The sequence below is a fragment of the Kitasatospora griseola genome, assembly GCF_044999035.1.
GTDB lineage: Bacteria > Actinomycetota > Actinomycetes > Streptomycetales > Streptomycetaceae > Kitasatospora > Kitasatospora griseola.
Genome location: NZ_CP173361.1, coordinates 74,105 through 97,322 on the forward strand (window position 1 = coordinate 74,105; position 23,218 = coordinate 97,322).

The 23,218-nt window shown below is 70.5% G+C and carries 17 protein-coding genes and 3 CRISPR repeat arrays; of the genes, 4 read left to right on the forward strand and 13 right to left on the reverse strand.

All coding sequences use genetic code 11. The features are described from left to right. Window positions 1-87: 87 nt before the first annotated feature. Window positions 88-1,041: a CRISPR direct-repeat array (repeat unit 29 nt; unit sequence GTCGTCCCCGCGCGAGCGGGGGTCAGCCG). A 388-nt stretch (window positions 1,042-1,429) separates the two neighbouring features. Continuing rightward, a complete protein-coding gene (locus tag ACI1MP_RS37470; protein ID WP_404870945.1) occupies window positions 1,430-2,674 on the forward strand; it encodes a hypothetical protein in 1,245 nt (414 codons plus the stop codon). A gap of 178 nt (window positions 2,675-2,852) precedes the next feature. On the opposite strand, the gene ACI1MP_RS37475 is transcribed toward ACI1MP_RS37470, so the two are convergent. The 12 genes from ACI1MP_RS37475 to ACI1MP_RS37530 form a co-directional block, all read right to left on the reverse strand. After that, complete coding sequence (locus tag ACI1MP_RS37475; protein ID WP_404870946.1) at window positions 2,853-3,029, reverse strand: hypothetical protein; 177 nt, start codon at window positions 3,027-3,029, stop codon at window positions 2,853-2,855. A 1,039-nt stretch (window positions 3,030-4,068) separates the two neighbouring features. Further along, entirely contained in the window at window positions 4,069-4,242 is a 174-nt protein-coding gene (locus ACI1MP_RS37480) for a hypothetical protein (protein WP_388001610.1), read from the reverse strand. After that, entirely contained in the window at window positions 4,239-5,237 is a 999-nt protein-coding gene (locus ACI1MP_RS37485) for a hypothetical protein (RefSeq protein WP_404870947.1), read from the reverse strand. The genes ACI1MP_RS37480 and ACI1MP_RS37485 overlap by 4 nt, the downstream gene beginning before the upstream one ends. A gap of 1,436 nt (window positions 5,238-6,673) precedes the next feature. Further along, complete coding sequence (locus tag ACI1MP_RS37490) at window positions 6,674-7,096, reverse strand: PIN domain-containing protein (protein WP_404870948.1); 423 nt, start codon at window positions 7,094-7,096, stop codon at window positions 6,674-6,676. Continuing rightward, window positions 7,093-7,416, reverse strand: coding sequence for a hypothetical protein (locus ACI1MP_RS37495; RefSeq protein ID WP_404870949.1), 324 nt, complete (start codon window positions 7,414-7,416; stop codon window positions 7,093-7,095). The genes ACI1MP_RS37490 and ACI1MP_RS37495 overlap by 4 nt, the downstream gene beginning before the upstream one ends. A 367-nt stretch (window positions 7,417-7,783) precedes the next feature. Beyond that, window positions 7,784-9,109, reverse strand: coding sequence for a hypothetical protein (locus ACI1MP_RS37500; protein WP_404870950.1), 1,326 nt, complete (start codon window positions 9,107-9,109; stop codon window positions 7,784-7,786). After that, window positions 9,094-9,657: a hypothetical protein gene (locus tag ACI1MP_RS37505; RefSeq protein WP_404870951.1), complete on the reverse strand. Its 564-nt coding sequence runs from the start codon at window positions 9,655-9,657 to the stop codon at window positions 9,094-9,096. The genes ACI1MP_RS37500 and ACI1MP_RS37505 overlap by 16 nt, the downstream gene beginning before the upstream one ends. Then, complete coding sequence (locus ACI1MP_RS37510) at window positions 9,654-10,379, reverse strand: hypothetical protein (protein WP_404870952.1); 726 nt, start codon at window positions 10,377-10,379, stop codon at window positions 9,654-9,656. Before ACI1MP_RS37510 ends, ACI1MP_RS37505 begins: the two co-directional genes overlap by 4 nt. Continuing rightward, window positions 10,376-10,957 carry a hypothetical protein gene (locus ACI1MP_RS37515; protein WP_404870953.1) on the reverse strand — a complete coding sequence of 194 codons (582 nt, stop codon included), beginning with the start codon at window positions 10,955-10,957 and terminating at the stop codon, window positions 10,376-10,378. Before ACI1MP_RS37515 ends, ACI1MP_RS37510 begins: the two co-directional genes overlap by 4 nt. Further along, a complete protein-coding gene (locus ACI1MP_RS37520; RefSeq protein ID WP_404870954.1) occupies window positions 10,954-11,712 on the reverse strand; it encodes a hypothetical protein in 759 nt (252 codons plus the stop codon). The genes ACI1MP_RS37515 and ACI1MP_RS37520 overlap by 4 nt, the downstream gene beginning before the upstream one ends. A gap of 56 nt (window positions 11,713-11,768) precedes the next feature. Continuing rightward, on the reverse strand, window positions 11,769-12,167 hold the full coding sequence (locus ACI1MP_RS37525; protein WP_404870955.1) for a hypothetical protein: 399 nt from the start codon (window positions 12,165-12,167) through the stop codon (window positions 11,769-11,771). Continuing rightward, entirely contained in the window at window positions 12,164-12,403 is a 240-nt protein-coding gene (locus ACI1MP_RS37530; RefSeq protein ID WP_404870956.1) for a YozE family protein, read from the reverse strand. The genes ACI1MP_RS37525 and ACI1MP_RS37530 overlap by 4 nt, the downstream gene beginning before the upstream one ends. 387 nt (window positions 12,404-12,790) lie before the next feature. On the opposite strand from ACI1MP_RS37530, the gene ACI1MP_RS37535 reads away from it, so the two are divergent. The 3 genes from ACI1MP_RS37535 to ACI1MP_RS37545 all read left to right on the forward strand — a co-directional run bounded on the left by ACI1MP_RS37535 (window position 12,791) and on the right by ACI1MP_RS37545 (window position 16,704). Further along, on the forward strand, window positions 12,791-13,030 hold the full coding sequence (locus tag ACI1MP_RS37535; protein ID WP_404870957.1) for a hypothetical protein: 240 nt from the start codon (window positions 12,791-12,793) through the stop codon (window positions 13,028-13,030). 185 nt (window positions 13,031-13,215) lie between these two features. Beyond that, window positions 13,216-13,887: a hypothetical protein gene (locus ACI1MP_RS37540; protein ID WP_404870958.1), complete on the forward strand. Its 672-nt coding sequence runs from the start codon at window positions 13,216-13,218 to the stop codon at window positions 13,885-13,887. 1,508 nt (window positions 13,888-15,395) lie between these two features. Further along, window positions 15,396-15,974: a CRISPR direct-repeat array (repeat unit 29 nt). Window positions 15,975-16,128: 154 nt separating this feature from the next. Next, window positions 16,129-16,704, forward strand: a complete 576-nt coding sequence (locus ACI1MP_RS37545) for an SMI1/KNR4 family protein (RefSeq protein ID WP_404870959.1) — start codon at window positions 16,129-16,131, stop codon at window positions 16,702-16,704. Between the two features lie 1,165 nt (window positions 16,705-17,869). Here ACI1MP_RS37545 and ACI1MP_RS37550 read toward each other — a convergent pair. Then, on the reverse strand, window positions 17,870-18,379 hold the full coding sequence (locus ACI1MP_RS37550; protein ID WP_404870960.1) for a hypothetical protein: 510 nt from the start codon (window positions 18,377-18,379) through the stop codon (window positions 17,870-17,872). Window positions 18,380-18,643: 264 nt separating this feature from the next. After that, window positions 18,644-20,441: direct repeats of the CRISPR family, unit length 29 nt; unit sequence GTGTTCCCCGCGCGAGCGGGGGTCTGCCG. Window positions 20,442-23,218: the final 2,777 nt, after the last annotated feature.

Here is a 23,218-nt window from a genome sequence, read left to right on the forward strand (position 1 = left end):
CATCGGTCCTTGATACCTGAATCTCCCTCAACCACCAGACGTGGCAAAGAAAGTGCAAAGCCGCTATAGCGCTGCAGGTCGCGAAGCGTCGTCCCCGCGCGAGCGGGGGTCAGCCTCGGAAACGCCAACGCCGAGACGCTCAAGCGGCGTCGTCCCCGCGCGAGCGGGGGTCAGCCGCAGCACGTGGAGGTGGGTGTGCTAGCCGTGGAGTCGTCCCCGCGCGAGCGGGGGTCAGCCGTCGTGGGGCCGGCCGATCCGGGCCCGGATGACGTCGTCCCCGCGCGAGCGGGGGTCAGCCGCGGCGGCGCACCTTCGGGTGCGCCGCCGCTTCGTCGTCCCCGCGCGAGCGGGGGTCAGCCGGCACCCTGGGCTGACATTGAGCCTCAGGTGCAGTCGTCCCCGCGCGAGCGGGGGTCAGCCGCCGCCGTCGGCGAGCGGGACGTCCTCCAGCCCGTCGTCCCCGCGCGAGCGGGGGTCAGCCGCCGGTGGAGACGCCCTGGAGGCCTTTCTTGGTGTCGTCCCCGCGCGAGCGGGGGTCAGCCGCTACCGTGCTCCACTCGCGAACTACGGTGCTCGTCGTCCCCGCGCGAGCGGGGGTCAGCCGTTCCAGCTCAGCGCGGTGACGATGCCGCCGATGTCGTCCCCGCGCGAGCGGGGGTCAGCCGTTCCAGCTCAGCGCGGTGACGATGCCGCCGATGTCGTCCCCGCGCGAGCGGGGGTCAGCCGCTCCTGACCGGTCAGTCCACCGAGTACCTGCCGTCGTCCCCGCGCGAGCGGGGGTCAGCCCCGCTCCCCCGGGGCGGCTATGTCCCCGCCACCGTCGTCCCCGCGCGAGCGGGGGTCAGCCGACGTGCAGCGGAGCCGGCTGCGATCCGGGCTGGTCGGTCACTGTCGTCCCCGCGCGAGCGGGGGTCAGCCGGCGAACTCGTACTCGTGACGGAAGAGGCACCGGTCTTCCCCGCGCGAGCGGGGGTCAGCCGTCGACGACGTCTACGACGAGGCGGCCGGCACCGTCTTCCCCGCGCGAGCGGGGGTCAGCCGTTCGGTCGCGTCGAGCTCGACGCCAAGAAGCTGAGGCGGTACACCAGCGCCTGGGACTTCCCGTTGCCGTCGGTCCCGGCGAAGGCGACATCATCCTGCGCCCCTGCCCGCCCCTCGACGTCGACGACGACACCACCGGCGTCCCCGACCTCGGCTGGAACTGCTCCCACCACCTCGCCGCCGCCACCGGCCGCACCGCCTGGAACGCACGGCCAACCGTCAAGGACGTCGTGCGTCAAGCCCTCGGCACCGCTCTCGGCGCCTGCGGCGTCGAAATCTGGTGGCGCAATCTCCCGCATCTGCCCGCACAACTGCCCGCCTACGGGCCCACTGCCGCCCAGCCGATCCGGCGCTGAGCCTGCCGCACCCAGCCGAAAGGACTTCCTGGATGGACCTGTTCAACATGGACAAAGCCGAACTCGAGGCCCGGGTCGCGGAGGCCTTCGCCTCCGCGCCCCCGACCCGGGCCCCGCGCGCGCAGGCATTGCACCTGGCCGCCACGCTCCCAGGCCGCAGCGGCGCCCGCGACCGCGAAGGCGGACCGTGGACGGTGAACCTGGAAGCGGACGGCACCGTACGCGCCGAAGCAGCAGACGGAACTCTCGTCCTGGGCTGGGCCGCCGTGCCCCAAGCCGTCGACGAAGTCCTCGCACCGTTCGAAGCCAGCACGTTCCACCGGCCGATCGCCCAAGTCCCCGATAACGGCTCACTGTTCAACGCCCGGACCAAGCAGGCCTTTCCTTTCCCGGACGACAACGACCTCGGCGCCGCCTTCGACCGCGACCCGCAGGCCCTCGCAGCCGTCACCGCAGCCGTTACCGACCTGCGCCACCGCTGGAACGGGGCTGCTGTCCCCGAACTGGTCGAACAGGCCGCCGCCCGCCTGCGCACGCAAGAGCCGCAGATCCCGGCCCTGACCCTCGACGAGTCGGAGCAGAGGTGGTGCAACTCCGTCAGCTGCGGCTGGGTCCGCACCGAGGCGATCGTGAACACCGGCGACCCCCTTTGGGGCCGCATCCACCGCTCCGGCTACAGCCGCTCCTCCTCCTGGATCCCGCGCGCCGCCGCCGAACTTCTCGACCAGCCGCCCGCCGACCTGCCGGCGTTCCTGCGCCACCACCTGCTCGACAACGAAGGCCCCGTCGATCTCATCACGATCAACGGGCCCGAAGGGCCCGTCTACAACCTGAACAGCGGCGGAACGCACCGCACCCACCTGTTCCGCATCCTGGGCCTGCCCCGCCTGTTCGCCACTCAGAGCGCGCTGACCACACCCCTGCAGATCACCCACTCCATCGACTTCGCCGACCGCTGGCAGGGCCTGATCAACCACGGCCTGCTGACCGGCGCCGTCGACCGGGGCACCTACCTCGCCACCCTGAGCATCCGCCACAGCCCGGCACCGTGGATGCTCGCCGACCCCGGGACCGCCGCGGCCTACAATGCCGCCTACGAGCGGGCCTACCCCGGTGCCCTCGGCCGCCTCGGGGTCCCTTCCAACGCACTGTCCGACCACGTCGCCTGGGAAGCGTGGCTGCTCACACCACCCCTGCCGTCCAACGCCTCGGCCCGCGGGCTCAAGGGACTCCTCGGCCGGCTCCGGCGGACCGGCTCTGGCAGCGCCCGATCTTGAACTCCGTGGTGTCTCGCCGGGCGTCGGGCGCTCCCACCGAGGAGCGCCCGACTTCTCAGCTCGGGCGGTTGGGGGGTGCGTGCCGAGGCCGGGGATCTTGGTGGCGTCGTAGAAGGTGGCCCCGGGTCGCCGGGCCTGCGTATCGGCATCGGCATCGGCTCCTGCTGCGCGCGAGCGTTCAAGACCAGTTGTTGGCACCGTCGTCCTTGGTGACGCCGTCGATGCTCTGGCCGAGGATCTCGTGCCGCATCTCCCAGACGCTGAGGGTCTTCAGTGCCGTCTCCAGTTCGGCGATGATCGTGCCTTCCGGGTCTCGCCAGCTGCGCTGCTCGATCACGGTGGCCTTCGCGTCCACTCCTTGATACGGGCCAAGGGTCCTCCCCGCGCAAGCGGGGGTCAGCCGCGGATGGGCATCGACGACCCGTTCCGCATTACGTCGTCCCCGCGCGAGCGGGGGTCAGCCGGTGCTGATCGCGGCGGGCGGCGTCGCGGCGGCGTCTTTTTCGCGCAAGCGGGGGTCAGCCGCTGCCGCTGTGAGTACTTGCCGCCGCCCCGGAGTCCTTCCCGCGCGAGCGGGGGTCAGCCGGTCACGTGGTGGCTGCACGGGGTGTGGGAGCGGTCCTCCCCGCGCGAGCGGGGGTCTGCCGACGCCGCCGATGCTGTTCATCACGGGCGCGCCGTGTTCCCCGCGCGAGCGGGGGTCTGCCGTGCCAGGAACGGAGCCGGGTTTCGGTCGGGCGGTGTTCCCCGCGCGAGCGGGGGTCAGCCGTCGGCCATTGCTCGGCCGGCGGTCGCACAGGCCTCCTCCCCGCGCGAGCGGGGGTCAGCCGCGGCGTGGCTGTACGTCAGCGCGCTCTGCTACGTCTTCCCCACGCGAGCGGGGGTCAGCCGACGTGATCACTCATGCCCATGTGAGTCCGTACGTTCTCCCTGCGCGAGCGGGGGTCAGCCGGCCCGCAGCCGACGCAACGACGACGGCTCGACGTCCTCCCCGCGCGAGCGGGGGTCTGCCGCTCGGGTCGGCCTGCTTGAGGGCTGCGGTCCAGTGTTCCCCGTGCGAGCGGGGGTCAGCCGGATCCGCCGGTCGCGCCGGTGCCGGTGGTGACGTGTTCCCCGCGCGAGCGGGGGTCTGCCGACACCAGAACAGCGGACGCGGAGTTCGCCGGCCTCCTCCCCGCGCGAGCGGGGTCAGCCGCCGACCTGCACCGAGGAGGAGGCCGTCGGGTACTCCTCCCCGCGCGAACAACGGTCTGGCGTCCTCCCCACGCGACCGAGGGTCAGCCGAGGTACCCCGTGATCGAACGCGTGCTGGGCCGGTCGTCCCCGCGTCAGCGGGGGTCAGCCGGCACCACGATGGACAGCAGGGCCAGTCGGCCGTAGATCAGAGTCTGGCTTCACATCCCGTATCGTGCCTGGACGATGATTCCGATGATGGCGGCGACCCCACCGGTTGCTGCCGTGGCGCGTAGCCATCTGGGCTTGTCGCGCAGGACCACCGTCAGACCACCGATCTTGAGCGACAGGTACGGCTGCTCGCGGCGAGCGGGAGCGCTGTGGGGTGCGGTCATCGGGTCACCGCCGGCACAGCGGCAGCGGCGGTGACCGGGTTGGTGACGATGTCGCGGTGCCAGGCGAAGTAGACCGCGCTTTCCTCGCTGTGAGCGGTACAGGTGCGCCCGTCGAGACCTGAGGCCGCGTTCGTCAGATCCACGGATCCGAGAGTCTTGGCCCCGAGGCGGATCGTGCCGTCGGCGGCAACGTAGACGTACCCGTCCTTGAACAGTGCGTCACAGCCCAACACACACGCCTTCATCACGTTGGCACGATCTGACTGCTCGTCACGGCCGCAGACGGAGTGCCGTTTCACGTGCGCTGCGCGCAGCAGCCGCACAGGGAGCTGCTTGCCGCACAAGTCGCACGCGGCCTCCGCCGCGCTCTGGAACAGCAGGCGTCGCAGAGCCGCCTGCTCGCGTCGGCGAAGCACCATGGCCGGCCGGTTCAGGTCCTCGGGCAGGTCGAGGAACCGCATTTGGGGATCGTCGCCGTCGATCGGATCTGTGGTCGCTGGGGGAAGGGGGGCGTTGGGTGTGGTGCTGGTGGCCTGTGGGCCGGCGAGTGCGTCGGCGAGGCGGTCCACCGCTGCGGGGTCGTGTATGGGAACGGGTGCGCCCTGCTTGTTCGCGGACAGGCGCAGGGCTTCCATCGTGTCGGTGCCGAGCTGGTGGCCGCTCACGGGACCGGTGGTGTCGAGGATCTCCAGGTCGATGCGCTTGGGGTAGTGGTCGTCGGGCCACACCTTGTCGACGCCGTCGTACACCGGTGAGGTGGCGCGGGTGACGACGAACTCCCTTACTGACGCTCCTGACCAGCCGCCGGCCGCTACGCGCGCGTTCGGGCCGCGGTGCCCGAACAGGACGAAGTCACCTGGCCTCAGCGACTTGAGTACTTGCGGGGTTTCAGCCCTGCCGGCGGTCTCATCACGCCAGCACCAGACCCGAAGGTCCATGCCGATCTCGAAGTTCCGCCGGAATCCGGCGGGCACGTACACAACGACGACGGACACGTCGTAACTCCCCACAACTCGACTTCCCCTGTGGGAAGTTCGGTGGACACTGGAAGACCCTGTGTGTCCCGCCGAGCGGGAGATAGCAGGATCGCCCAACAACTACCAGACTCTGCGGACAACACCAAGTCCCTTTCCTGGAGCCGGAACCGCGGGCTGGATATCGTCTGCCTCACTCCGGCGGGCTCAGCTGCATGGTGTCGTTCGAGGCGGGCGAGCGCGTTCGTCTTCCCCGCTCGGGCGGGGTCAGTTGGCGCCGGCTGCGGAGTCCGCGCTCCCGGTGGCATCGTCGTACCGCCGTGGCAGGATGCACTCGCACGCTGCTCCTTGACATCTGGACCTCCCTCAACAGCCGGGTGCGGCGAAGAAAAGTGCAAAGCCGCCATAACGCTGCAGATCGTGAAGCGTCCTCCCCGCGCAGGCGGGGGTCAGCCGGCCACCACCTCCACCAAGCCCGCCGCGGTCCCCTCCTCCCCCGCGCGAGCGGGGGTCAGCCGCCCGCCGCGCAGGCCCACATCGGCCGCTGCTGCTCCTCCCCGCGCGAGCGGGGTCAGCCGGTGCTGGTCAACGGGACGATCCTGCTCAACGGCTCCTCCTCGCGCGAGCGGGGGTCTGCCGTCCCCGAACGCTCCGGCGACCGAGCTGGTGGCGTGTTCCCCGCGCGAGCGGGGGTCTGCCGGGGTTGGGTAGCCGCGGGTCGAGCTCGATCCCCTCCTCCCCGCGCGAGCGGGGGTCAACCGCTGCCGCTCAACTCGGTGCAGCTCACGCACCGGTCTTCCCCGCGGGAGCGGGGGTCTGCCGTCACCAGGCGGGGCTGGCTGCTCGACTTCCACGTGTTCCCCGTGCGAGCAGGGGTCTGCCGTCGGCCCACCGTCGGCCCTCGATTCTCTCCCGGTGTTCCCCGCGCGAGCGCGGGGCAGCCGACATCGGTCTGTTGGGAGGACCGTCACCGGCAGTCGTCCCCACGTAGGCGAGGGTCAGCCGTGTTACGCGGCGTACTGCCTGGCCATCGCCGAGTCTTCCCCACGCAAGCGGGGGTCAGCCGCACTGCGGCATGACCGTGAGGGAATCGCCGGCGTCTTCCCCGCGCGAGCGGGGGTCAGACGGCCCAGGCCGCTTCGACCGCCTTGCGCGTGATGTCGTCCCCGCGCGAGCGGGGGTCTTCCGACCACGTACGCCGACCCGCCGGCCGGCGCCGTCCCGGTCCTCCCTGCGCGAGCGGGAGTCTGCCGTACTGGGGGCGTTGGTGCGGATCTGGGTGACGATCAGTCAGTTTCATCTACTACGTCCACAAGTTCAACACCGCGCTCACCCCGTGGCACCCGGAACCCGCCGTCTGCGGCTTCCTCCACCGCATCCGGATCGAGCTCAGGATCGCCGCGTAGAAGGCAGTGGGCCCCGCAGGCGCTGCCTGCGGGGCCCACTGAAGTGATTGATCAGGGCCGGAAGAGCTCCACCGGCACCTTGATCAGGTGCTGAAGCTCCAGCCACAGCTTGTCGCCGGTGACGGCCGGCAGGTCCATACTCTCGGCGAGCGCCAGGATCATGGCGTCCGCGAGCGACAGGGACCGGTCACGATGCTGCTTCTCCTCCTGCTTGGACAGGTGGAGAAGCTCGCCAGCCCGAGAAGCCAGGCCGACCGGGGTCGTCTCGGCGATCTGCAGCCCCATGGCACGCAGGTCCCCGATGACCGATCCGGAGTAGCCGCGCCGCGAGGTGATGAGCACGATCTCGGCGACGCTGACGGGGCTGACCACCGAGACGGGCAACAGCTTCTCGACGATCTCGGCTCCAGGCTCGTGACGGACGAAGGCCAGAGGAGCCGAGGTGTCGAGAACGACGCGGATGGAAGTGTTCAAGGAAAGAGTCTCCTTAGCAGGTCGGGCCCAGGATCAGGCGGCTCTGGATCGGGTGATCCAGATAGAGGCGCACCTGTGTCCAATGACGGCAATTCATCAGCGGCCAGCTGGTTATGCCGCTCTGAATCACGCAAGGCTCGGACCTCAACGACGGCGTCGTAGACCTCTCCCGGCGGCGGTGGTGCTGCCGCAGCGCGGATGCGCTCCTTGACGGCCTCTACGGTCTCGATCACGAACACGCCAGGCCCTTCGGCCCGGATCACGATCTCGACGCCTTCGCCGATTCCTACGGCCTTTTGGATGGCAACCGGGATGGTCACCCTTCCCCGCGGGCCGATCTTGCTCCGAGAGATCAACGTCTCGGACTCATGGACGAAAACAGGTACTGACACTCCTCTCAGCCCTTCCTTATGTGTGCCTGACTGGGACGCCTGCATGGCAGTGGAGGGCCCTGTGGGCCCAACAGCATGAACGGTACCGAAGAAAGACTTGAGCCGCAATCCCATATCTGGCCCACAGATTTGAATCCTGCCCACAGTCGTCGAGGGTAGCTGCCAGGAGCCGCCCCCGTGACGCCCCCGACCGTGGTGCGCCGCCAACTACCCGCCCGCGGCCCGTACCGCAGTGAAGGCCTGCTGGGCGAGGTCGAGCTGCCTGGTCCAGGCCGCCTGCTGCTCAGTGTCGGTTCTACCGGGCCTTCTCACGGACGGTGCGGGCGACCGCCCAGACGTTCTCGTCGGACGTCTGGATGCGGCGGAAATAGAGCTTCATGGCCTTGCTGCCCTTCGCCCAGTCACTCATCTCGGCTATCTCATCGTTGGGCAGGCCGGACTCATGGAGCTCGGTGGCGCCGCCGGTGCGCAGGCTGTGGGCGGTCACCGCCTGCGCGGTCTCTTCATTGAGCAGCGCGTTGTAGCCGAGCTCGACGCGCTCGTCCTCCGTGAGGTGGGCGACCCGCCGATAGGCCGCGCGGGCCATGTCCTTGACGTAGGCGTTGATGGTCTCCCCCCGCAGGAACGACAGCTCCAGCCAGTCCTCGGCAGTGAGTTCGCGATCTTCCTTCGGGGTGCCGTCCAGGTGCCGGGGACGGGTCTGGGGAGTGAGACGGACGCCAAGCCGACCAGCCTTGTCGAGTGCGCGATACAGCGCCTCGTCCTCGGGCTGGCGGATGAGGCGGCCGTATTCCAGCCAGGCGCGCAGCCGGCGTACCGGGCAGATGTGCGGGGCGTCGTTTCGGGCCGGGATCCACGCCTCGTACACGCTCCCGCTCTTGCGGGTCCTGCGGTCGACCAGGCGTACCTCGATGCCGTCGTGGTGCAGGGTGGTGTGAGCGACGATCAGGCGGGCGGTCTCGATACGCCGACTGAGCAGGTGGTAGTCGAGCGTGGCGATGGAGGCGTTCCGCAGGTCGGCGGGGCGGCCGCCCTTGTCGCAGACCGCGACCATCGCTTCCAGGTCGACCTCGCGGATCGCTGGGCTCTGTTTGTTGGTGTGGTGTCGGCTCCACTCCTTCGTATACGCGGCGAGCAGCGCGGTGACCTCGCGGGTACCGGGCCGGGAGCTGCCGGGGGTGTTTTCCTCGTTCCAGGTGACCACCGCGGACTTGTAGGCCGAGATGGTCTCCGGGTCGAGCTTGCGCAGGATGAGGTGGCCGACGTACGCGATCAGCGTCGCGGTGGTGCACGGCAACGGGATCCGCTTGTTCTTCTCGCACCACTCCCGGAACAGCTTCACCTGATTGTCGCGGTTGCGCCGGGTGTGCGCCGGTCTGGCCTTGTCCAGTAGCGCGGCGACTTCCGGGGGGACGGTGAAGTCGTTCGCGGTGTACTGCGGCGGGGCGAAGGCCTGCGGCAGCGGCCTCCCGGGCAGCAGCAGGACGTCGCGGTGGAACCCGGAGACGTCCAAACCGAAGCCGGCGCCAGCAGTGTGTGCGCTGGAGGGTTCCAGGTCCGTCCCGGTCACCATGACCTCGCCCTCGAGTACCTCTCTGTTGTTCGTCACCTGCTGCTCCACGGTTCGGGCAGCGTACGGTCGAGCGGCGCGCGGCCACGCGCGGCGACCAGGTCGACGGCCAGGCCGTACTGCAGCAGCGGGTAGGCCGAGGCGGGATGCTCCAGGACGCTGGGGTACGTCGGGTGGGTGGGGCGGGGGCCGGTCCTGGCGAGGGGGATGCCGAGGTAGGCAGCGCCGGGGAGGTCGGTCCACGTCGGATCGACCACGTCGCCGTCCGCGGTGGTGCACCAGGCGTGGGCGAGCGCCATCGGCAGGCCCTCCACCATTGCAAAGCCCTCGGTGTACAGCAGCCCGGGGTGCGCGGCCTCGGTGTCGGCCGCGTTCGCGAAGCATTCCTGTTCGGCCAGCGGCCATATTCCGGCCGGCAGCGGCGCGGGTGTGCACCAGCGGCCGTGAGCGAGCACCAACTCGTACACCGATTGGTGCGCCCACCCGGCGAGCGGGTCCTGACGGGATGACCCGGCCGCCCAGCTCAGCGTGATCTGCTCGTGCAGCCAGCGCAGCAGTGTCCCCTCCGCGGCATCCAGCGTGGACGTCTCGGTGCTCACCGCTCACCGCCGTTGTCGGGTGCGGCCGGCTGCCACTGGCACCGGTCTGCGTCGGGGTTGTCGGGGTGCTCGCGCCAGTTGGCGGCCATCCGGTGCAGGGTGTTCAGCGGTGCGGTGGCCGCGGCCGGGTCCCGGTCGTCGAGGGCGCCGTCGATCCGGCCGAGCGCGTAGGCGCCCTTGACCAGCTCGGTGATCACCTCCGGCGGCAGGGTGTGCCCGGTGGCGGCCGCGGCCTCTGCCAGCCGGATGCGGACGAAGCCGAACAGGGCGTTCGCGTGCTCCCGCGCGGCGTCCGGTTCGAGGGACGGTGCGGCGTCGGCGGCCGCCACCGGTTCGCGGTCGGACGCCGGTATCGCGGCCGCGGGGGCGGTCGGTGCGGGCGTGTCGGCGCGCTGTAGGTACATGCGGGCGCTGCCCTCGTGCCAGGTGATCCGGTAGCCGTGGCTCGGGGCGCGGTCGACGGCCCACCGGAAGGTCTCGCGCTGCTCGGGGAAGTCGTCCAGGTCTCGACTGCCCAGGATGTACCCGCCGGCGAGCTGGTAGGTCAGCTCGATCATCTCGGCGGACTTGACCGGCTGGACGCCGGAGCGGCCGCCGCGCGCGAGGGGGACGAAGCCCTCCTGGCCGTCGCTGCCGACGGGTACGCCGATCGCGGCCAGCAGCTGGCGGGCCTGGTCGAGGGTGATCTTCCGGGGTGCGCCCGGACTCTGGCGGGCGTTCACCGGCCGGCCCTGGCCCGAGTGAGGGCACTTCGGCGGATGCCGCCGCAGGGCCCGAACTCGACCACGGCGTACGGCTCCTGCTCGGCGGCGAGCCGGGTGCCGGGGGCACCGTCCACCTCGTACAGGTAGATCCGGGACTCCTCGCTGCCGTAGAACTGGGCGTCCTCGACAGAGGTGCCGTCGGCCCGATTCACGCGGCAGCGGGAGGTGTGCGGGGCTCGGAGTGCGAGCCGCTGCTCCAGGGCAGCGTGGCTGGGCCACCACTCCAGCGGGGCGGCCTCCAGCCCGTCCGTGTCGCCGGCCACCGGCCGCCAGCGGCCCCAAACGATGATGCGATCCATCGTGAACTCCACTTCCAGATAGGTGAGTTGGCGGTAGTCGGTGACAGTGCCGAAGACGGTGTCGGTGGTGAAGTGGTAGGTGATCTCGCCGCGGGTGCCGCACGTCGCACTGGCGGCCAGGTGCTCGCGGGCCTGGGCGTAGAGGGCGAACAGGCAGCTGCGGTCCTCCAGCTCATCGAGGGGGCTGCTGACGCCGAAGGAGTGCAGGGTGCCGCCCGCGCCGGCGGGTGTGCTCATGATCCTGCCTTCGGGTCGGTGGTCGGTGCGGCGTGCGGTTCGAGCGGGTCGATCAGCTTCCGCAGTTGGCGGCGGAAGTCGTCCTCGGTGGTGTTCCACCGGGCGGTCAGCTCGTCCGCGTCGGGGGTGACGTCCAGGGACGGGTAGTGCAGCAGGTCGCCGGCGGCGGCGAGGTGCTGCTGGGCCGTGCGGTAGAGGTCCTCCAGCGCCTGGTGCCGGTCGGCGGCGGCCTGTGCCAGGCACCGGGCGTCGGTGCAGCGGATCTCGCCGCGTAGGCGAACGAAGCCGTCCTCGTCGCTGCCGAAGGCCAGGGGCATGATGCTCAGGTCGGCGTCCGGGCAGCTGTACTCCTCGGCCAGGATCCGGCGGGCCTCCTCCAGCAGGCCCGGGTAGCCGCCGACCTGGTGCATGAGGTCGCCGGTGATGCCGCGCACGTAGTCGTGGACCACCTCGACCCGGTTCGCGGCGACGGCCGGCCGGGCGGGGTGGGCGCCGGGGTAGTCGGGGTGCTCGCGCCAGCGCTGGGCGAGGTTGACCAGGTAGACGCCGCCCTCCGCCAGGCCGGTCAGGGAGGTCGGTTCGGTGCCGTCGTCCTGGGCGGCGATCTGGCCGACCCGGGCGAGTCGGCGCTGCAGGGTGCGCCGGGTGGAGTGGTGCAGGCCGGGGGCGGCCAGCTCCTCGTGCAGGCGGGAGCGTACGAAGCCGACGAAGTCGTGGAGCTGGTCGGTGAGATGGCTGGGCGGTTCGGACGGCACGGGCGGCTTCCTGTTCGGGTAGCTCAACTGCATTGCGGCAACGGAGTGTTGGTGAGTCAGTCTGCTGCTGGGTCGGCCTGCTGTCGGACGTCCTCGAGGTGGCGCAGCGCGGCGTTGGGGTCGGTTGCGGCGAGCTTTTCGAGCCATGGGGTGTCGGGGTGGTCGTCGTGGCCGTACCAGAGCAGCGACATCTCGTTCAGCAGCCGCCACGCGTGGATCTGCTGGGGCGGGCCGACGGAGTAGGCATGGGCGACGATCCGGGAGACGCTGGGTCGCAGCGCGGCGAACTGCTCGCGCTCGGCTGCCGACACCGCAGGGTCGGCGGCGCACTCGGCGAGCCGGGCCTGAACGAAGTCGGCGAGCGCGTCGACGGCCTGGTCGAGGACATCCCCGGCGGACGGCGGCACGGCCGGGTTCGTCGGCGCACTCCGTCCTGGCGCGGGCGGAGTGCTCATGCTCGCACCAGCTCCTGGTGGCGGTTCCACGCCGCTTCGAACGCGTCGAGTGCGCCTTGACAGGCATTCACGGAGTCGAGGTAGTCGTAGTAGAACTCGAACGAGTCCTCTGCGGGCTCGGGCCACTCGCCTTCTTCGATGTCGCGTTGGACGTCGCGGGCGAGGTCGCCGACGGGCGACCGTTCGTCGGTCAGGAGCAGGAGCCAGGATGTGAAGTCGAGCGGCCCGTCGGACATGCGCACCCCTGGGGGTCGTGACGCCGGCCCGGGTGGCGGGCGTCCCTCGCCGGGGCCGTTCGCGCCGCGGAAGGGTCCGACGGGAGAAATCTTCCCACAGCGGTTACCGCGAATACTGGAACTTATACGCGGTTAACCACCGTTAACGCGCGACAGAAGCCCCAGCGAGGGTGTAGGGGCCCGACGGGGAAGCAGTTCGACCGAACCACCTCCCGGACACCCGTTCGACGGGTGGTCCGAACCGGCCCGCGACCGGAGATCCGAGGCGGCGCGGCGGCCCGGCGGCGGGCGGGAAGGCCCCCGACCTGCACGGACATACGCCTGACAGATCGTCAGTACACCTACAGGCAAAGGGAGTTGTCGGTGGCTCCCGGTACAATCGGGCGCATGAGTGACATAGTCCACCTCGACGCCGACGCCGCGAACCACATCGCGAAGATCCTCACCGGCCTGGCCGACCTGGTCGACCCGGAGGTCAACGAGAAGCACCCCCTCACCGGGCCGCAGCTCCTGCTCGTGACCGGCGGCCACGCGATCAGCGACCACCCCGGCCAGTGGGCCGCGGCCCTGCGCGACCGCGTGGCCACCATCACCGGCCAGCTCGGCGAGCACGGTGCCGAACTCTGAGGCACCACCCCCTGGGTTCCGGCCGCCACCACAGGGCGACGGTCGGAACCCAGGGCGAATCACCGCAGTTCAGCTAAGGTGCGATGCCGCGGCCGCGCACCGTCAGCCACAGACTGACGCCCGGCGCCACCGTCAGAATCTGACGGAGCCCCGGCCGGTCCGGGCGCCGACAGGCACCTACTCACGTGAGGAGGTGGTCGGCGCCGTACGCCATCATCGACCCCGGAACCCGGTGGACGAAGGAGGACCTGGTGGTCGAGCAGGCCGTACGCGAGCGCGCCGCCAAGCTGCAGCGGCTCGCCGACGATCCCGCGGCCGCGCCCGGCGAACGCGCCAACGCCACCGCCCAGCTCGCCGAACTCGTCGCCCGGCACGGCGACCTGGCCGCCGCGCCGACCCGGCCCGCCTTCGCCGACCGCCGCACCTACGGTGCCAAGGCCCGGAAGACGGCGGAGTTGACCAGCAGGCAGATCGTCGACCTCATCAAGGCCGACATCAAGGCGGCCCGTCGGCCGGCACCGCGCGGCACCACGGCGGCCGCCGTCCCGGTGCCGCGCAACCCGATCTGCGACGCACCCCGCGGCGTCCGCTTCCACGTGAAGTGCCAGATCAACACCGGCTGCGCCGCCATCGACATCACCATCGGCGGCGTCCCGATCGAGCGGGCCGTCGACGCTCCCCACGGCGAGGGGAAGCGGAAACTCTCGAAGCAGTGCCAGACGCTCGTCAACGCTCTTCACGGGATCAGCTTCACCTGCAACTGGCACGGTGACGGCTTCATGCAGGACTATGCGGACTGTCGCTACTTCTCGCAGATCAGGATCAGAACAACAAACGGGGACGTTCTTCCGACCTGAGAAGTGAAAAGGTGGTGCGGAACATGTTCCGCACCACCTTTTCACTTCACTGTGTTGGGCTTAAGCACCTGGGAACGTTCCTAGGTGGCGTATCTACCTTCGAGCAGAGTAAAAGTCGAAGATGAGGTTCACACATTCCAGTCCGAGAAGAACCTCCGCAAGGAAGTCATATCCGGGAACAAAGAGCGTGACAACATTCCCGACGAACGTCAACCCATGCACACCCGAAGTGATCGCCGGATGCTTCCACCACCGTGATGCTTCCGATGGACCTTCCTCATCAACAACATCTGCAGAACTTGATGACGACGTTGTGGTTCGCTTCAAAGTTGCCGTAGTCTTCTTGGTGACTGTGGTGGACACAGTGGTGGTCTCAACGATTGTCCATCCCTGATCGAGCAAGACAGTTTCCTTAACGTGGGTGACTGAAAAAAGAGAAAGCGGAACCAGGGCCCCCGAGTCGCCGGCAAGCTCACGCGGGGGTCCTGGTGCTGTGCTTTTCACGTGTGCGCCAGACAATACACCCCTCCGGGGTCGCGCCAAAAGCTTTCGTCGAAACCCTTCGGAGGGAATAGATCCACTCCTCCCGAAGGCGTCGGTGAAAGGGCGGCAGCGGTCTGAAGAATTTCCCAAGAAATGGCGGTCCGTGTGTGTGCGCCCGACTTTCCGGGGCGGCGGTCCACCCACTCGGCCAGAGTCGGCTCCCGGCAGTACGGGGCCCGGCCACGACACAAGGCGCAGCGGCGGTCATCGTGCACCGGTGACTGACCTCGACCTCCGCCTGCACCTGGTGCCGGTTCGCTCCCGGGACGCCCGCGCGTTCGTCGCCGCTTGGCACCGCCACCACCGGTCGCCGCCCGGCCAGGTCTTCGCCGTAGGCGCTGCCGACCAGCACGGCGTGCTGCGCGTTGTCGCCGCCAACATCGAGAGCGACCGCATCGTCTTCCCCGCGCGAGCGGGGGTCTGCCGCCCTTGCACCGCTCGGGCATGGACCGGGCGTTGTGTTCCCCGCGCGAGCGGGGGTCAGCCGTGGATCGTCGCCTCCGGGGCGCTGGGGATCTAGTCTTCCTCGCGGGAGCGAGGGTCAGCCGAACACGTTGCCACGCGACGCGCACCACCGCACGTCCTCCCCGCGTGAGTGGGGGTCAGCCGGAGGCCGAGTTCGCCCGGCTGAAGGTGTACGCATCCTCCCCGCGCCAGCGGGGGTCAGCCGTCTGCAGACCCCCCGACGCCGAGGTGCTGCAGCGCTCCTCCCCGCGCGGGTGGGGGTCAGCCGGTGACGATCGGAGCCGTGTGCTCCGTGCTGGAGTCCGCCCCAGCGTGAGCGGGAGTCTGCCGTACTGGGGGCGTTGGTGCGGATCTGGGCGACGACCAGATCCGTCCACGGCAACGTCGCACCACCGTGGCACGATGCACCTGCATGCCGCTCCTTGATATCTGAACCTCCATCACCAGTCAGACATGGCAAAGAAACAGCAAAGCCTCCATGGCGCTGCAGGTCGCGAAGCGTCCTCCCCGCGCGAGCGGGGGTCAGCCGTCGCTCTCGTCGTCGTCCTCGAACTCGTCGTCGTCCTCCCCGCGCGAGCGGGGGTCAGCCGTACGAGATCCAGTCCATCGGCACCCTGCACCCGTCCTCCCCGCGCGAGCGGGGGTCAGCCGAACGGGCTCCTGGGCAGATCACAGGCGCGACAGTCCTCCCCGCGCGAGCGGGGGTCAGCCGTCACCCCCGAACGGATCCAGCGGGCCATTGACGTCCTCCCCGCGCGAGCGGGGGTCAGCCGCCACCGGCGGTCGATGATCGAGTGGCTGATGCGTCCTCCCCGCGCGAGCGGGGGTCAGCCAACCGCGCGAGCGCCGCTGGTGGTTCAGCTACCGTCCTCCCCGCGCGAGCGGGGGTCAGCCGGTCTGCGCGCCGATCCCGTCAGCGATTTCGGTGTCCTCCCCGCGCGAGCGGGGGTCAGCCGTCGTCCATTCCGGGGTCGGTGCAGTCGGGGTGGTCCTCCCCGCGTGAGCGGGGGTCAGCTGGACGACATGGACGGGCGTGCGGGGGCCGAAACGTTCTCCCTGCGCGAGCGGGGGTCTGCCGACGCCGCCCCAGGTGGTCTTCCCCGTGCGGGGAGTCAGCCTGTCTGCGTACTCGTCAAAGTGCTCAGCCAAGTACAGATGAACGTGCACAACCCGTTGACCCGATCATTCACCTGGTAGCGATCGGTGTCTGTGCCATGCGGTCTACTCCTTGGCGTGGACAGCGCTGATGATCTCGCCGCGGAACCTGCTGAGTCGTTGTGGGCCGAGGAGGTGGCCGCGCTGACCGGCTGGAGCGGGGACCGCAGGCTTATCAAGTGGGCGTCCGCGGAACGGGAGCTCGGCCTTCGTCTTCCCCAGGACTACAAACTGCTGGGGGAGACCTTCGGCGCGGGGACCTTCGACGACAACCTCGACTTCTGTGTGCCTGGATCGCACCGTCTGGCCCTTGAACTGATCCGTGCGGACCGTACCGAATTCGCCGGTGCCATCCCCTCCGGCCAGTCCGCGGTCAAACTCCTGCAGTGGGCGACGACCTCGGCTGGGCACTCGTTCTGCTGGCTGGTGAAGGACTCGGATCCGGAGTATTGGCCGATCTTCGCCCGGAGCGACAAGTGGGAACCCTGGGAGCGCTTCGACTGCTCCGCTGGGGAGTTCATTCACCGGATGCTGAGCGACCCGCAGCACCCCTACTCCCTCGCGAAGTACTTCGAGACCCACTGGTTCGCCCCTGCCGGGGAGGTCGAGCCTGCTGAGGAAGCCTTCTGGGACGAGTACTACCCGCGTTGGTGAACTGCAGCCACTGGTCCCCCGCGCTCAGGCGGCGTCGACGACGTGTTCCCCGCGCGAGCGGGGGTCAACCGCCTCGGGTACTGGTCAGCGGTGGTGCGTTCGGCTCCTCCCCGCGCGAGCGGGGGTCTGCCGCTGCTCCGGAGGCTGCCGCCGCAGTACGTGCTGTGTTCCCCGCGCGAGCGGGGGTCTGCCGCCGCCCACAACGGAGGCGTCGCCCGCATCGAAATGTTCCCCGCGCGAGCGGGGGTCTGCCGCCCCAGGGTGACGACCCCGCGAATCCAATCGAGTGTTCCCCGCGCGAGCGGGGGTCAGCCGCCTGGGGGGATCTCGGGGCCGGTGACGGCGAAGTCCTCCCCGCGCGAGCGGGGGTCTGCCGCATGTACGCGTAGGCAACGCAGCGATGCTCGAGTGTTCCCCGTGCGAGCGGGGGTCAGCCGCTATCGCGTGTCGGCTACGTACCGTCAATTCCGTGTTCCCCGCGCGAGCGGGGGTCAGCCGCCGCGGATGCCCTGGATCTTGCGGGCCTTGACCTCCTCCCCGCGCGAGCGGGGGTCAGCCGCGGTCCCGCAGGTCGGCCGGGATCTCCACGTTCTTCTCCCCGCGCGAGCGGGGGTCAGCCGCTGGCCTTGCGGCGGTCGTAGCGGGCCAACCGTCCTCCCCGCGCGAGCGGGGGTCTGCCGCGCATCGGGCTGGAGGTCTCCACCGAGCAGGCGTGTTCCCCGCGCGAGCGGGGGTCTGCCGCACGAGGAGCCCGAGCCCGGGCTCGTCCCCTCGTGTTGCCCGCGCGAGCGGGGGTCTGCCGACTGCTGCCTGACGGACCGGCGCAAGAGCCCCCTCCTCCCTGCGCGAGCGGGGGCCGGCCGATCCGCTTCCGCCTGGATCACATCCTGGCGATCTCCTCCCCGCGCGAGCGGGGGTCAGCCAGACGACACCCCGCCCGAGCCGGCTGAGCTCATGTCCTTCCCGGGTCGCTCGCCACCGCACCAGCATCGTCTCGACGAGCTGCCACTGATCGTCCTTCAGGTTCGAGGGGTGTGCCGACGTCGCTCCGTCACAGTTGATCGCTTTGCGGACACAGGCCCGGCCGCCACGAGATCGCGGAACCGGGCCGTGCAGTCGTGACCAAAGGCCGGACAGTTGGGGGGAGGCCCTGTTGAGCACCCTTTCAGGCTTTGTGCTGCCACATGGGGCTGTAGGTCTGGTTGTAGTGCTCGATGACTTCGCGGACGTCGGGGCTGGCATGGGTCTCGGCCTGTTGGACGAGTCGTTCCAGAAGAGACCACGCTTCGCAGCGGGCAGCCAGGCTGCCCAGGTTCGGGTAGTCGTCGTCCTCGGCTGCTGCGAGGTGGTCCAGAAAGAGCGGCTCCAGCAGTGGTATGCGCTGGTCGCTCGGGATGCGGGCGATGATCTCGCGGGCGGGTCCGGCCCAGCGCTCGGATTTGACGGCCCAGCGGAACAGGTCGGGTAGCAGCGGGATGACGTCGTGGTGGAATCCCTTGAGGTAAGTAAAGGCGGTGCTCTGCTGCCAGGCCCCTGCTTCCGGAGCGAGGGCGGCTCGAAGCGCGGCCTGCCTGTCGCTTGTCTGCTGATAGAAGTCGGCCTGTCGGCGGTGCAATAGGCGATTGGCCTCGACGAACGAGTCCCGCAGTTCCTGGTCGGGCGGCGTGGTGCTCACAGGTCCTCCAGTTGTCGAGGTGTGCCCTGGTCGGGCAGGCGTCCGGGATCAATGTGGTCGGCGAGGTAGACCATGATGCCTTCAGGATTCGTCCTCCCCGCGCGAGCGGGAGTCGGTCAGCGGCACACCTCCATTCCCAGCGGCAACGTCGTACCACCGTGACACGATGACCTTGCTTGTCGTCCCTTGATATCTGAACCTTCGCCAACAGCCAGGCACGGCAAAGAAATTGCAAAGCCGCCAGGGCGTTGCAGGTCGCGAAGGGTGTTCCCCGCGCGAGCGGGGGTCTGCCGATGGCCGACGTCCACCCGTCCCGCACCGACGCGTGTTCCCCGCGCGAGCGGGGGTCTGCCGTCTGCGATGGAGAGGATGCTCCTGCTCGCGGAGTGTTCCCCGCGCGAGCGGGGGTCTGCCGCACCTGCGCGCCGCGTACATGGACACGATGGCGTGTTCCCCGCGCGAGCGGGGGTCTGCCGGCCAGCCGATCGGCAGGACGGTAGCCGGATCGGTGTTCCCCGCGCGAGCGGGGGTCTGCCACCCATTGCGCATGTATTGGGTTTCAAGTACTGGTGTTCCCCGCGCGAGCGGGGGTCTGCCGGCGACTGTGCTGGTGCAGATGGTCGACGTGGAGTGTTCCCCGCGCGAGCGGGGGTCTGCCAGCAGCTGAGCGATCCGGTGGACGTGCTGTTCGGTGTTCCCCGCGCGAGCGGGGGTCTGCCGTCGTTCCTCGACGCGATCGGAAACCTGTCGAAGTGTTCCCCGCGCGAGCGGGGGTCTGCCGACTTCCCCCGGCTCGATTGAGTGGACGCTCGGGTGTTCCCCGCGCGAGCGGGGGTCTGCCGTTGCCGTCGTTGTCATCGACGGGAATCCCGGCGTGTTCCCCGCGCGAGCGGGGGTCTGCCGGAGCGGTGCGAGAAGGCGGGAGGGACGCACTGGTGTTCCCCGCGCGAGCGGGGGTCTGCCGCTTGCGGACAACTGGATGAAACGCCAGAAGCGTGTTCCCCGCGCGAGCGGGGGTCTGCCAGCCACACCTCCTTGAACGCGTCGCGGTCGTGCGTGTTCCCCGCGCGAGCGGGGGTCTGCCGGAGAACCTCAGCCCCTGCGGCCAGCAGCTCACGTGTTCCCCGCGCGAGCGGGGGTCTGCCGTCGTCGCCGGCGCTGGTGTCGGCCTCGACCACGTGTTCCCCGCGCGAGCGGGGGTCTGCCATGCGCTGGTCAGAGCACGAGACACGCCGTGTGGTGTTCCCCGCGCGAGCGGGGGTCTGCCGGATTCTTGGGTCTCGCTCCGGTGGGGTGCCGTGTGTTCCCCGCGCGAGCGGGGGTCTGCCGCACCACACGTACAGGTTGTCGGTCATGTCTGGGTGTTCCCCGCGCGAGCGGGGGTCTGCCGCTGCCGAGCACGTCTGAGCTCCAGGCATCCGAGTGTTCCCCGCGCGAGCGGGGGTCTGCCGGCCGAGACGGAGGTGGACGAGCCGGAGGACCGGTGTTCCCCGCGCGAGCGGGGGTCTGCCGGCAGACGTCGTCCTCCTGACGGGGACTCCCTCGTGTTCCCTGCGCGAGCGGGGGTCTGCCGACAATTCGGGCCTGCTCCTTGCCGCCGGCGCAGTGTTCCCCGCACGAGCGGGGGTCAGCCGTCGCCGTTCTGGCAGCGGTTCAAGGCGGATATCTCCTCCCCGCGCGAGCGGGGGTCAGCCGGCTCGGCAGCAGGCGTGGCGGGACCGGAAGAACTCCTCCCCGCGTGAGCGGGGGTCTGCCGATCAGCGCGTTCGGAACCGTGATCAGCTCGAAGTGCTCCCTGTGCGAGCGGGGGTCAGCCGCTCGCGGCCGTCCAGGAGGAGCGGGCCCGGGAGTTCTCCCTGCGCGAGCGGGGGTCTGCCGTTCTCGATGATCCGGGCCATGCCGCCCTTGCCGTGTTCCCCGCGCGAGCGGGGGTCTGCCGGCCCGCGAGTGCACCGTGCTGGTGACGTGGCAGTGTTCCCCGCGCGAGCGGGGGTCTGCCGGTCCCCGAGCTGTCCGACCTGTGCGAGTCCGGGTGTTCCCCGCGCGAGCAAGGGTCAGCCGTACCGCACGATCGAGCAATACGGGCTGGAGCGCTCCTCCTCGCGCGAGCAGGGGTCAGCCGACGGTGGCGCACTGGATTTTCATCACGAGGCACTCCTCCCCGCGCGAGCAGGGGTCAGCCGTGGCTGGTGACCTGCATGAATGCAGGTACCGGCTCTTCCCCGCGGGAGCGGGGGTCAGCCGGCACTCCTCCGCGACGCCGGCATCAGGTACCGGTCTTCCCCGCGGGAGCGAGGGTCAGCCGCCTCTGCCGTCCGCGTAGACCTCTGCGACGACGTCTTCCCCGCGGGATCGGGGGTCAGCCGCGCCGGGTGAGGTAGTCGGGGTGGTAGCCCTGGTCTTCCCTGCGCGAGCGGGGGTCAGCCGCCGGTGCGCGACCAGATGAGCACGGGAACGCCCTCGTCCCCGCGCGAGAGCGGGGGTCAGCCGTCGATCAGGCCGGGCTGGTCCTGGAGGGTGGTCTCGTCCCTGCGCGAGCGGGGGTCAGCCGAGCAAGGGCTATCGGGGAGAGGTTGAGGCAGTGTCCTCCCCGCGCGAGCGGGGGTCAGCCGCCGCAGCCTGACCCGCTCCCCCGAGCCGCCCCCTCCTCCCCGCGCGAGCGGGGGTCAGCCGCTCGCGGCCGTCCAGGAGGAGCGGGCCCGGGAGTTCTCCCTGCGCGAGCGGGGTCTGCCGCACGCGAGCGGGGGTCAGCCGCCGGCCCAGGACCACCCGTTGTTCTGCCGGTACTCCTCCCTGCGCGAGCGGGGGTCAGCCGCGTTCCCCGACAAGCCGCCCTTCTACGACGAACTCCTCCCTGCGCGAGCGGGGGTCTGCCGATCGTCCCGCACCACACTGAGCGCGCCGGCACCTCCTCCCCGCGCGAGCGGGGGTCAGCCGCGGTAGAGGGACACGAGCGGCGCTGACTGCTCGTCCTCCCCGCGCGAGCGGGGGTCTGCCGCCCTTCACGAAGGTCTGCGCGGCCGTCGCGCCGTGTTCCCCGCGCGAGCGGGGGTCTGCCGACCGAGGTCACCGACCCGGGGGCGCTGCAGACGTGTTCCCCGCGCGAGCGGGGGTCAGCCGCCCTTGACACCGGTCCCGTACCCGTAGCCGATCTCCTCCCCGCGCGAGCGGGAGTCAGCCGCACGACAGCAGGGTCCGGGACGCGCACCAGGCCTCCTCCCCGCGCGAGCGGGGGTCAGCCGGAACCCCAACTCATGAGCGCCCTCGCCGACGTCTCCTCCCCGCGCGAGCGGGGGTCAGCCGCCGACCCGCTCCCGCAGGACGTCGCCGACTACCTCCTCCCCGCGCGAGCGGGGGTCTGCCGGATTGACGGACGAACGCGTACTCAGCAAGGTGGTGTTCCCCGCGCGAGCGGGGGTCTGCCGGTCCGCACGACCACCGGCGCCGGAGGGCCCCGGTGTTCCCCGTGTGAGCGGGGGTCAGCCGCCGATCAGGCCCGAGGTGGTGGCGGTGGCGATGTGTTCCCCGCGCGAGCGGGGGTCTGCCGTCACCGCCGGTCCGGGGCTCGACCGCCAGTTCGTGTTCCCCGCGCGAGCGGGGGTCTGCCGTCACCAGGCGGGGCTGGCCGCTCGACTTCCACGTGTTCCCCGTGCGAGCGAGGGTCTGCCGTCGGCCCACCATCGGCCCTCGATTCTCTCCCGGTGTTCCCCGCGCGAGCGCGGGGCAGCCGACAACGGTCTGTTGGGAGGACCGTCACCGGCAGTCGTCCCCACGTAGGCGAGGGTCAGCCGTGTTACGCGGCGTACCGCCTGGCCATCGCCGAGTCTTCCCCACGCAAGCGGGGGTCAGCCGCACTGCGGCATGACCGTGAGGGAATCGCCGGCGTCTTCCCCGCGCGAGCGGGGGTCAGACGGCGGGGACGAGCGGTCCGGTCGGTCCTGCTTGGTCTTCCCTGCGCGAGCGTGGGTCTGCCGTTGACAGCGTCGAACTCCTCGCCAGCGCCAGCGTGTTCCCCGCGTGAGCGGGGGTCAGCCGCCCATGCCGCCGGTCCACACCGCGGACTCCAGCTGCTCCCTGCGCGAGCGGGGGTCAGCCGTACCTCTCGCACCATGGCGCCACCACTGGCGGCTCCTCCCTGCGCGAGCGGGGGTCAGCCGGAGAACAAGGACGAGTGGGAGAAGAGCAGCTCCTCCTCCCTGCGCGAGCGGGGGTCAGCCGGAGGCGATCGCCGACGTCGCGGAGATCCCGCTCTCCTCCCCGCGCGAGCGGGGGTCAGCCGCAGACCGAGCAGGGCGTGACGGCCCCCTTGGGGTCTTCCCCGCGCGGGAGCGGGGGTCAACCGTGCGAGCGGATCGCAGACGCCCTGCGGGAAGAGTCTTCCCCGCGCGAGCGGGGGTCAGCCGCCGCAGGAGGCGCGCGAACTCCTCGACGGCATCTTCTCCTCGCCGCGCGTCAATGTGGAGGAGCTCGAGGAGCTCGGCGCTGACGGTGTCCTCTCCGTGCGAGCGGGGGTCTGCCGCCGCCGCTCCCGAGGGCGATGATGCTGCTCATGTCCTCCCCGCGCGAGCGGGGGTCAGCCGTTCGTGCCCCGCGCCATGCGTGCGCTGCTGCGTTCCTCCCCGCGCGAGCGGGGGTCAGCCGTCGCCAGGGGCGGGTGCGATGCCGGGGGCGGTCGTGTTCCCCGCGCGAGCGGGAGTCTGCCGCGGCTGCAGCCGGTCCCGGCCGGGGCGGTGGCGTGTTCCCCGCGCGAGCGGGGGTCTGCCTCCTGGGCGAGCCGGATGGTGGTCCGGCCGAACGCGTTCCCCGCGGGAGCGGGGGTCAGCCGGGCTCCGGCACCCG